This is a genomic window from Guptibacillus algicola (genome assembly GCF_020171805.1).
Classification (GTDB): domain Bacteria; phylum Bacillota; class Bacilli; order Bacillales; family Guptibacillaceae; genus Guptibacillus; species Guptibacillus algicola.
Genome location: NZ_JAIVAF010000008.1, coordinates 17,455 through 26,614, shown reverse-complemented (window position 1 = coordinate 26,614; position 9,160 = coordinate 17,455). Strand labels below are relative to the sequence as shown.

Sequence of the window (9,160 nt, the reverse complement as noted above, 5' to 3'; positions counted from 1 at the left end):
TTATTTGATTCATACGCCTATCTTGGCATAGATAATTCTTTGGTAATTAAAGGAGGAAACACTAATGTCAAAAGAAAAATTCGACCGTTCGAAACCCCACGTTAACATTGGTACAGTTGGACACGTTGACCATGGTAAAACTACTCTAACAGCTGCGATCACTTCAGTGCTTCATAAGCGTTCTGGTAGCGGTACTGCTATGGCTTACGACCAAATCGATGGTGCTCCAGAAGAGCGCGAGCGTGGAATCACAATCTCAACTGCACACGTTGAGTACGAAACTGAAAACCGTCACTATGCACACGTTGACTGCCCAGGTCACGCTGACTATGTTAAAAACATGATCACTGGTGCTGCACAAATGGACGGCGGAATCCTAGTAGTATCTGCTGCTGACGGCCCAATGCCACAAACTCGTGAGCACATCCTTCTTTCTCGTCAAGTTGGTGTACCTATGCTTGTTGTATTCTTGAACAAGTGTGACATGGTTGACGACGAAGAACTACTAGAACTAGTTGAAATGGAAGTTCGTGATCTTCTTACAGAGTACGACTTCGATGGCGACGAGGTTCCAGTAATCAAAGGTTCAGCTCTTAAAGCTCTTGAAGGCGACGAAGAGTACGAAGCGAAAATCTTCGAACTTATGGACGCTGTAGATGAGTACATCCCAACTCCAGAGCGTGACACTGACAAGCCATTCATGATGCCAGTTGAGGACGTATTCTCAATCACTGGTCGTGGTACAGTTGCTACTGGACGTGTTGAGCGTGGACAAGTTAAAGTCGGTGACGAAATTGAAATTCTTGGTCTTCACGAAGAGAGCAAGAAAACAACAGTTACTGGTGTAGAAATGTTCCGTAAGCTTCTTGACTATGCAGAAGCTGGTGACAACATCGGTGCACTACTTCGTGGTGTATCTCGTGATGACATTCAGCGTGGACAAGTACTAGTTAAGCCTGGTACTGTTAAGGCTCACACTAAGTTCAAAGCTGAAGTTTACGTTCTTTCTAAAGAAGAAGGTGGACGTCATACTCCATTCTTCGCTAACTACCGTCCTCAGTTCTACTTCCGTACAACTGACGTAACTGGTACAATCGCTCTTCCAGAAGGCGTTGAAATGGTTATGCCTGGAGACAACATCGAAATGACAGTTGAACTTATCGCTCCGATCGCAATCGAAGATGGAACGAAGTTCTCTATCCGTGAAGGTGGACGTACTGTAGGCGCAGGCGTTGTTGCAACAATCATCGAGTAGTATCGATAACCTTAAAGCACCCGGATAACACCGGGTGCTTTTTTATATGAAATATTGTGAAAATACCAGAGTAGCTTGCATTTTTCGAAGTCGCCCGTTATAATATTAAAAGTGTGCGATCGACGTATTATTCATCTAGACAAAAGCCTTGCATATCTAGTGCGGTTTTAGTATAATGAGAATGTTGGTCATAAACAGCGATGAAGTGGAAGGTTGCTGACACACCCGGCCCCTTTGCCATGGCGAGTGTGTTGGGGTTATTTTCACGGAGAACTGTCTATTAAAATATGGGCGAAAAAGGAGGGGAAATAATGGCAAAACAAAAGATTCGTATTCGTTTAAAAGCATATGATCACCGTATTCTAGATCAATCTGCTGAGAAAATCGTAGAAACAGCAAAACGTTCAGGTGCAAAAGTATCCGGACCAATCCCGTTGCCGACGGAGAGAGCTGTTTATACAGTTCTACGTGCGGTTCACAAGTACAAAGATGCTCGTGAGCAATTCGAAATGCGTACGCACAAGCGTCTAATCGACATCATTGAGCCAACACCACAAACGGTTGATTCACTAATGCGTTTAGATCTACCGTCAGGCGTTGACATTGAAATTAAACTTTAATAGAACGCTATATAAATCTTATAAAAACACATTTAGGAGGTGTGACTAATGACCAAAGGAATCTTAGGAAGAAAAGTAGGCATGACTCAAATCTTTGCTGACAACGGTGATATCATTCCGGTAACTGTGGTTGAAGCAGAACCTAACGTTGTTCTTCAAAAGAAAGTTGTTGACACAGACGGATATGAAGCAATCCAGATCGGATTTGCTGACAAAAAGAAGTCTCGTTACAACAAGCCTGAAGAAGGCCATGCTACAAAAGCGAGCACTACACCTAAGCGCTTCGTGAAGGAAATTCGTAACGCTGAAGGTAGTTACGAAATTGGTCAGGAAGTCAAAGTTGATATCTTTAACGAAGGTGACGTAGTTGATGTAACTGGTACGTCTAAAGGGAAAGGTTTCCAAGGTGCGATCAAGCGCCACAACCAATCTCGCGGACCAATGACTCACGGTTCTCGTTACCACCGTCGTCCTGGTGCTATGGGTCCAATCGATCCGATGCGCGTAATGAAAGGTAAACTTCTACCTGGACGTATGGGTGGCGAACGTGTAACAGTTCAAAACCTTGAAATTGTTAAAGTTGATACTGAACGTAATCTACTTCTAGTAAAAGGGAACGTACCTGGAGCTAAGAAGAGCTATGTGACTATCCAAAGTGCAAATAAAGCACAAGAAGCTAAGTAAGAAGGGAGGATATCCAAGTGCCTAAAGTAACAATGTTCAACCAATCCGGAGCACAGGTCGGCGATGTAGAACTCGCTGAAGCGATCTTCGGAATCGAACCAAACGAAAGTGTTATGTATGATGCGGTAATCATGCAGCAAGCATCTTTGCGTCAAGGTAACCATGACGTAAAAAATCGTTCAGAAGTACGCGGTGGTGGAGCTAAACCATGGCGCCAAAAAGGAACAGGTCGTGCTCGTCAGGGCTCAATCCGTTCACCACAATGGGTTGGCGGTGGAGTAGTATTTGGTCCAACACCAAGAAGCTATTCTTACAAGCTACCTAAAAAAGTTCGTCGTTTGGCGATCAAGTCCGCATTGTCTTCTAAAGTACAAGAAGAAAACTTTGTAGCTGTGGACAGCCTTTCTTTTGATGCTCCAAAAACAAAAGAAATGGTATCAGTACTTTCAAATCTTTCAGCAGATAGCAAAACACTAATCGTTACAGGTGACTATAACGAAGCAGTTGCATTATCTGCACGTAATATTCCTGGTGTTACTGTTGTAACTTCAGCTGGAATCAATATCCTTGATGTCCTTAAAGCTGATAAACTAGTTATGACAAAAGACGCTTTGGAAAAAGTAGAGGAGGTGCTAGCGTAATGAACGCTCGTGACATCATTAAGCGCCCCGTTATTACTGAAGCTACTACAGACGTAATGGCAGACAAAAAATATACGTTCGAAGTTGATACTCGTGCTAACAAAACTCAAATCAAGAGTGCTCTAGAAGAAATCTTCGGAGTTAAAGTTGCTGGAGTAAACACTCAGAATTATATGGGTAAAAAGAAACGTGTTGGCCGCCACAGCGGATTCACACCACGTCGTAAAAAAGCTATCGTGACGCTTACACCGGATAGCAAAGAATTGGACTTCTTTGAAGGCTAAGAACAATTGTGAAGGAGGGAAATGAGAATGGCGATTAAAAAGTATAAACCGACCACTAACGGTCGTCGTGGTATGTCAGTATCTGACTTTGCTGAGATCACTACAGACCAGCCGGAAAAATCGTTGCTTACGCCGCTTCACAAGAAAGGCGGACGTAACAGCCAAGGTCGTATGACTGTTCGTCACCAAGGTGGCGGTCATAAACGTAAATACCGTGTTATCGACTTTAAACGAGACAAAGATGGAATACCAGGACGCGTTGCTACAATCGAATACGATCCAAACCGTTCTGCTAACATCGCTCTAATCAACTATGCTGATGGAGAAAAGCGTTACATTCTTGCTCCGAAAGGATTTAAAGTAGGAACTGAAATTATGTCTGGCCCAGAAGCTGACATTAAAGTAGGAAACGCTCTTCCACTAATCAACATTCCAGTTGGTACAACAATTCATAACATCGAACTTAAACCAGGTCGCGGTGGACAACTAGTACGTTCTGCTGGTGCAGAAGCTCAGCTACTAGGTAAAGAGGGTAAATACGTACTTGTGCGTCTTCGTTCAGGAGAAACTCGTATGATTCTTTCTACTTGCCGTGCTACAATTGGTCAAGTTGGTAACCTTGAACATGAACTAATTAACGTTGGTAAAGCTGGACGCTCTCGTTGGATGGGTATCCGTCCTACAGTTCGTGGTTCTGTAATGAACCCAGTCGATCACCCACACGGTGGTGGTGAAGGTCGTGCGCCGATCGGACGTAAATCACCAATGTCACCATGGGGCAAACCAACACTTGGTTTCAAAACACGTAAGAAAAACAAAGATACCGACAAGTACATCGTACGCCGTCGTAAGAAGAAGAAAAAATAATGCGATTAACCTACGGTTCCAAGGGGCCGTAGCTTAATCAACAAGGGAGGTTCACAAATGGGTCGTAGTTTGAAAAAAGGACCTTTTGTCGACGATCATTTAATGAAGAAGGTCGAAGACTTAAATGAAAAGAACGACAAAAAAGTTATTAAAACTTGGTCTCGTCGTTCAACAGTATTCCCAGAGTTTATTGGACATACTTTCGCAGTATACGATGGACGCAAGCACGTACCGGTTTATGTAACTGAAGACATGGTCGGTCACAAGCTTGGTGAATTTGCTCCGTCTCGCACTTATCGCGGGCATGCTGCAGATGATAAAAAAACTAGACGTTAAATTGAGGGGAGGTACAACGAATGCAAGCTAAAGCTGTTGCAAAACACGTGCGTATTGCTCCTCGTAAAGCACGCTTAGTCGTAGATCTCATTCGGGGAAAGCAAGTTGGTGAAGCTATTGCCATTCTTCGCAACACAAACAAAGCTGCTTCTCCAGTAGTCGAGAAAGTGCTTAATTCTGCTATTGCAAACGCAGAACACAATCTTGAACTAGAGCCGAACGATCTTACGGTTGCTCAAGTGTTTGTAGACGAAGGAGTAACAATGAAACGTTTCCGCCCACGTGCTATGGGTCGTGCTAGCCGTATTAACAAGCGCACTAGCCATATCACAGTAGTGGTATCAGAAAAGAAGGAGGGATAACGAGTGGGTCAAAAAGTTAATCCAGTAGGACTTCGAATTGGCGTTATCCGTGATTGGGAGTCTAAATGGTACGCAGACAAAGATTACGCTGACCTTTTACACGAAGATATTAAAATTCGTGAATATATTCAAAAGCGCTTGAAAGATGCATCTGTTTCAGCTGTTGAAATCGAGCGTGCAGCAAACCGAGTAAACGTAACAGTGAAAACTGCTAAGCCTGGTATGGTGATCGGTAAAGGTGGTTCTGAAGTTGAGTCTCTTCGTAAGTCTCTTACAGAACTAACAGGCAAACGAGTTCACGTTAACATTTTCGAAATCAAGCAAGCTGACATCGACGCAACTCTAGTTGCTGAAAACATCGCTCGTCAACTTGAAAACCGCATCTCATTCCGTCGTGCTATGAAGCAAACAATTCAACGTGCGATGAGAGCTGGTGCAAAAGGTATTAAAACTGAAGTATCTGGACGCCTAAATGGTGCAGATATTGCTCGTTCTGAATCATACAGTGAAGGTACTGTGCCTCTTCACACACTTCGTGCTGACATCGACTATGGTACTGCAGAAGCAGATACTACGTATGGTAAGCTTGGTGTGAAGATTTGGATCTACCGTGGTGAAGTCCTTCCAACGAAAGGAACGCAAAAAGAGGAAGGGGGAAAATAAATCATGTTGTTACCTAAACGTGTTAAATACCGCAGAGAACATCGCGGAAAAATGCGCGGACGTGCTAAAGGTGGCACTGAAGTTGCTTTCGGCGAATACGGTCTACAAGCACAAGATGCTAGCTGGATCACTAACCGTCAAATCGAATCTGCTCGTATCGCTATGACTCGTTACATGAAACGTGGCGGTAAAGTATGGATCAAAATTTTCCCATCTAAGCCTTATACTGCTAAACCTCTAGAAGTTCGAATGGGTTCCGGTAAAGGTGCTCCTGAAGGATGGGTAGCTGTAGTAAAGCCAGGGAAAATCATGTTTGAAATCGCAGGTGTTTCTGAAGAAGTAGCGCGCGAAGCTCTTCGTCTTGCTTCTCATAAACTTCCTGTTAAAACTAAGTTCGTAAAACGCGAAGAAGTGGGTGGTGACACAAATGAAAGCTGAGGAAATTCGTAACTTGACCACTGCTGAAATCGAACAGAAAGCGAAGTCTTTCAAAGAAGAGCTTTTCAATCTTCGCTTTCAACTCGCTACAGGTCAACTGGAAAACCCAGCCCGCATTCGTGAAGTCCGTAAATCAATCGCTCGCGCTAACACAGTGTTGCGTGAAAGAGAGTTAGGAATCACAAACGGTTAATATGAGGGGAGGTTTGCGAAATGAGCGAACGCAATAATCGCAAAGTATACGTTGGTCGTGTTGTCTCAGACAAAATGGATAAAACAATCACTGTTATGGTCGAGACTTATAAAATGCACCCACTATACGGCAAACGCGTGAAATACTCTAAGAAGTTTAAAGCGCATGATGAAAACAACTCTGCAAAGATCAACGACGTAGTTCGTATTATGGAAACTCGTCCACTATCTAAAGACAAGCGTTTCCGTCTTGTTGAGGTTGTTGAAGAAGCAGTAATTATCTAAATGAACTCGGATCATTTACTCATGTCCGAAGGGAGGTCTATCTAAATGATTCAACAGGAATCTCGTTTGAAATCTGCAGACAACTCTGGTGCTCGTGTGTTGCAATGCATTAAGGTTCTCGGTGGTACTGGTCGTAAGACAGCTAACATCGGTGACGTAATTGTGTGTTCGGTGAAACAGGCAACACCTGGTGGCGTTGTTAAGAAGGGTGAAGTTGTTAGAGCTGTTATTGTACGCAGTAAAAGCGGAGTTCGTCGTCCAGATGGTTCTTACATCAAATTCGACGAAAACGCTGCGGTAGTAATCCGTGATGACAAAGGACCACGCGGAACTCGTATTTTCGGACCGGTTGCTCGTGAACTTCGTGACAACCAGTACATGAAAATCGTATCTCTAGCTCCAGAAGTTCTTTAATCGTTTGAAAATAGATGCCTTGTAAGGAGGTGCGCAGGACGTTATGCACGTTAAAAAAGGTGATAAAGTTAAAGTGATTTCAGGTAAGGACAAAGGAAAGCAAGGTGTGATCCTTGAAGCTTACCCGAAAAAAGATAGAGTTATCGTGGAAGGTGTTAATCTTGTAAAGAAACATTCCAAACCATCACAGGCTAACCCACAGGGTGGAATCGTTGAACAAGAAGCAGCTGTCCATGTTTCTAACGTAATGGCACTAGATCCTAAATCTGGTGAGCCAACTCGCGTTGGTTATAAAGAGGAAAACGGCAAAAAAGTTCGTATCGCAAAAAAATCCGGTGAAGTACTCGATAAGTAGTTTGTAGCGAAAGGAGGTCTATCCGATGAACCGTCTTCAAGAAAAGTATCAAAATGAAACGAAACCTTCTCTTATGGAGAAATTTAATTACTCTTCCGTTATGGAAGTGCCAAAAGTTGAGAAAATTGTAATCAACATGGGTGTGGGTGACGCAGTGCAGAACCCTAAAGCTCTAGATACAGCAGTAGAAGAGCTTCAATTACTTGCAGGTCAGAAGCCTGTTATCACGAAAGCTAAGAAATCAATCGCTGGTTTCAAACTTCGTGAAGGTATGCCGATCGGTGCGAAGGTTACTCTTCGTGGCACTCGTATGTACGATTTCTTAGACAAACTTGTATCTGTATCACTACCACGTGTACGTGACTTCAGAGGTGTTTCTAAGAAAGCATTCGATGGTCGTGGTAACTACACACTAGGCATCAAAGAACAATTGATTTTCCCTGAAATTGATTACGATAATGTAAACAAAGTGCGCGGAATGGACATCGTTATCGTAACAACAGCTAAAACGGACGAAGAGAGCCGTGAAATGTTGACACAACTAGGTATGCCATTTCAAAAGTAAGTAAGGAGGGAAAATTGTGGCGAAAAAATCAATGATCGCGAAACAAAAACGCCAAGCAAAGTTTAATGTGCAGGAATACACACGTTGTGAACGTTGTGGACGTCCTCACTCTGTCATTCGCAAATTTAAGCTTTGCCGTATTTGTTTCCGTGAACTTGCATACAAAGGTCAAATCCCAGGCGTTAAAAAGGCTAGCTGGTAAACCCGAGATAGGGAAGGAGGTAATTACTAATGGTCATGACTGATCCAATTGCAGATATGCTTACACGTATTCGTAACGCAAACACAGTGCGTCACGAAAAACTAGAATTACCTGCATCTAATTCAAAGAGAAACATTGCTGAAATCCTCAAGCGTGAAGGTTTTGTACGTGATGTTGAAATCGTTGAAGACAACAAGCAGGGCATCATCCGTATCTTTCTTAAGTACGGTTCTAACAACGAGCGCGTTATCACTGGCTTAAAGCGAATCAGTAAACCTGGTCTTCGCGTATATGCTAAAGCTGACGAAGTACCTCGCGTACTTGGCGGCCTAGGAATCGCTCTTGTTTCTACTTCTAAAGGAATTATGACGGACAAAGAAGCTCGTCAACAGCAAGTAGGCGGCGAAGTACTCGCTTACGTTTGGTAATTCTTAAAAGCGGAATGGAGGTGTAATTATGTCACGTGTCGGACTTAAACCGATTGAAATCCCAAGTGGTGTAACAATTGATATTAAAGACGACGTTGTAACAGTAAAGGGACCTAAAGGTGAACTTTCACGTACGTTCAACTCCGATATTAAAGTAAATATCGATGATAACGTGCTAACTGTTGCTCGTCCTTCAGAAAATAAAGAGCACCGTGCTCTACACGGAACAACTCGCAGCCTGATCGCAAACATGGTTGAAGGTGTGACTAAAGGTTTTGAAAAGAATCTTGAAATCATCGGAGTTGGTTGGCGTGCTAGCAAGTCTGGTCAAAAACTAGTGCTTAACGTTGGTTACTCTCACCCAGTTGAGATCGTACCAGAAGAAGGCATTGAGGTTGAAGTTCCTTCTAACACGAAGGTTCAAGTAAAAGGTATCGATAAAGAGCGTGTTGGAGCTGTTGCAGCAAACATCCGTTCAGTACGTCTTCCAGAGCCTTATAAAGGCAAAGGTATCCGTTATGAAGGCGAATATGTTCGTCGTAAAGAAGGTAAAACTGGTAAATAGGTAA

18 protein-coding genes are annotated in these 9,160 nt (G+C 43.2%); all 18 read left to right on the top strand.

Translation table 11 applies throughout. The features are described 5' to 3' along the window. The first annotated feature begins 64 nt into the window (after nt 1–64). The 18 genes from tuf (at nt 65) to rplF (ending at nt 9,156) form a co-directional block, all read left to right on the top strand. Entirely contained in the window at nt 65–1,255 is a 1,191-nt protein-coding gene (gene tuf, locus LCM09_RS19350; RefSeq protein ID WP_224885236.1) for an elongation factor Tu, read from the top strand. A gap of 311 nt (nt 1,256–1,566) precedes the next feature. After that, nucleotides 1,567–1,875: a 30S ribosomal protein S10 gene (gene rpsJ, locus LCM09_RS19345; protein ID WP_224885234.1), complete on the top strand. Its 309-nt coding sequence runs from the start codon at nt 1,567–1,569 to the stop codon at nt 1,873–1,875. Between the two features lie 48 nt (nt 1,876–1,923). After that, on the top strand, nt 1,924–2,559 hold the full coding sequence (gene rplC / locus LCM09_RS19340; RefSeq protein ID WP_224885232.1) for a 50S ribosomal protein L3: 636 nt from the start codon (nt 1,924–1,926) through the stop codon (nt 2,557–2,559). Between the two features lie 17 nt (nt 2,560–2,576). Next, nucleotides 2,577–3,200 carry a 50S ribosomal protein L4 gene (gene rplD / locus LCM09_RS19335; RefSeq protein WP_224885230.1) on the top strand — a complete coding sequence of 208 codons (624 nt, stop codon included), beginning with the start codon at nt 2,577–2,579 and terminating at the stop codon, nt 3,198–3,200. Beyond that, complete coding sequence (gene rplW / locus LCM09_RS19330; protein WP_224885228.1) at nt 3,200–3,484, top strand: 50S ribosomal protein L23; 285 nt, start codon at nt 3,200–3,202, stop codon at nt 3,482–3,484. Before rplD ends, rplW begins: the two co-directional genes overlap by 1 nt. 27 nt (nt 3,485–3,511) lie before the next feature. Continuing rightward, nucleotides 3,512–4,351, top strand: coding sequence for a 50S ribosomal protein L2 (gene rplB, locus LCM09_RS19325; protein ID WP_224885226.1), 840 nt, complete (start codon nt 3,512–3,514; stop codon nt 4,349–4,351). A 57-nt stretch (nt 4,352–4,408) separates the two neighbouring features. Beyond that, nucleotides 4,409–4,687 carry a 30S ribosomal protein S19 gene (gene rpsS, locus LCM09_RS19320; protein WP_224885224.1) on the top strand — a complete coding sequence of 93 codons (279 nt, stop codon included), beginning with the start codon at nt 4,409–4,411 and terminating at the stop codon, nt 4,685–4,687. A 20-nt stretch (nt 4,688–4,707) separates the two neighbouring features. Further along, nucleotides 4,708–5,049 carry a 50S ribosomal protein L22 gene (rplV, locus tag LCM09_RS19315; RefSeq protein ID WP_224885222.1) on the top strand — a complete coding sequence of 114 codons (342 nt, stop codon included), beginning with the start codon at nt 4,708–4,710 and terminating at the stop codon, nt 5,047–5,049. Between the two features lie 3 nt (nt 5,050–5,052). Continuing rightward, complete coding sequence (gene rpsC / locus LCM09_RS19310) at nt 5,053–5,712, top strand: 30S ribosomal protein S3 (protein WP_224885219.1); 660 nt, start codon at nt 5,053–5,055, stop codon at nt 5,710–5,712. 3 nt (nt 5,713–5,715) lie between these two features. Further along, complete coding sequence (rplP, locus tag LCM09_RS19305) at nt 5,716–6,150, top strand: 50S ribosomal protein L16 (RefSeq protein ID WP_224885217.1); 435 nt, start codon at nt 5,716–5,718, stop codon at nt 6,148–6,150. Next, on the top strand, nt 6,140–6,343 hold the full coding sequence (gene rpmC, locus LCM09_RS19300) for a 50S ribosomal protein L29 (protein WP_048313330.1): 204 nt from the start codon (nt 6,140–6,142) through the stop codon (nt 6,341–6,343). Before rplP ends, rpmC begins: the two co-directional genes overlap by 11 nt. 20 nt (nt 6,344–6,363) lie before the next feature. Then, complete coding sequence (gene rpsQ / locus LCM09_RS19295; protein ID WP_224885215.1) at nt 6,364–6,627, top strand: 30S ribosomal protein S17; 264 nt, start codon at nt 6,364–6,366, stop codon at nt 6,625–6,627. Between the two features lie 45 nt (nt 6,628–6,672). After that, nucleotides 6,673–7,041, top strand: a complete 369-nt coding sequence (rplN, locus tag LCM09_RS19290; protein WP_224885213.1) for a 50S ribosomal protein L14 — start codon at nt 6,673–6,675, stop codon at nt 7,039–7,041. Nucleotides 7,042–7,084: 43 nt separating this feature from the next. Continuing rightward, nucleotides 7,085–7,396: a 50S ribosomal protein L24 gene (rplX, locus tag LCM09_RS19285; RefSeq protein ID WP_224885211.1), complete on the top strand. Its 312-nt coding sequence runs from the start codon at nt 7,085–7,087 to the stop codon at nt 7,394–7,396. A gap of 25 nt (nt 7,397–7,421) precedes the next feature. Further along, the gene (gene rplE, locus LCM09_RS19280) at nt 7,422–7,961 is read left to right on the top strand and encodes a 50S ribosomal protein L5 (RefSeq protein WP_224885210.1); all 540 of its coding nucleotides are present in this window, start codon (nt 7,422–7,424) and stop codon (nt 7,959–7,961) included. A 16-nt stretch (nt 7,962–7,977) separates the two neighbouring features. Continuing rightward, the gene (locus LCM09_RS19275) at nt 7,978–8,163 is read left to right on the top strand and encodes a type Z 30S ribosomal protein S14 (RefSeq protein ID WP_224885207.1); all 186 of its coding nucleotides are present in this window, start codon (nt 7,978–7,980) and stop codon (nt 8,161–8,163) included. Nucleotides 8,164–8,192: 29 nt separating this feature from the next. Continuing rightward, nucleotides 8,193–8,591, top strand: coding sequence for a 30S ribosomal protein S8 (rpsH, locus tag LCM09_RS19270; protein ID WP_224885205.1), 399 nt, complete (start codon nt 8,193–8,195; stop codon nt 8,589–8,591). Between the two features lie 28 nt (nt 8,592–8,619). Then, nucleotides 8,620–9,156, top strand: a complete 537-nt coding sequence (gene rplF / locus LCM09_RS19265; protein ID WP_224885203.1) for a 50S ribosomal protein L6 — start codon at nt 8,620–8,622, stop codon at nt 9,154–9,156. The last annotated feature ends 4 nt before the right edge of the window (nt 9,157–9,160 follow it).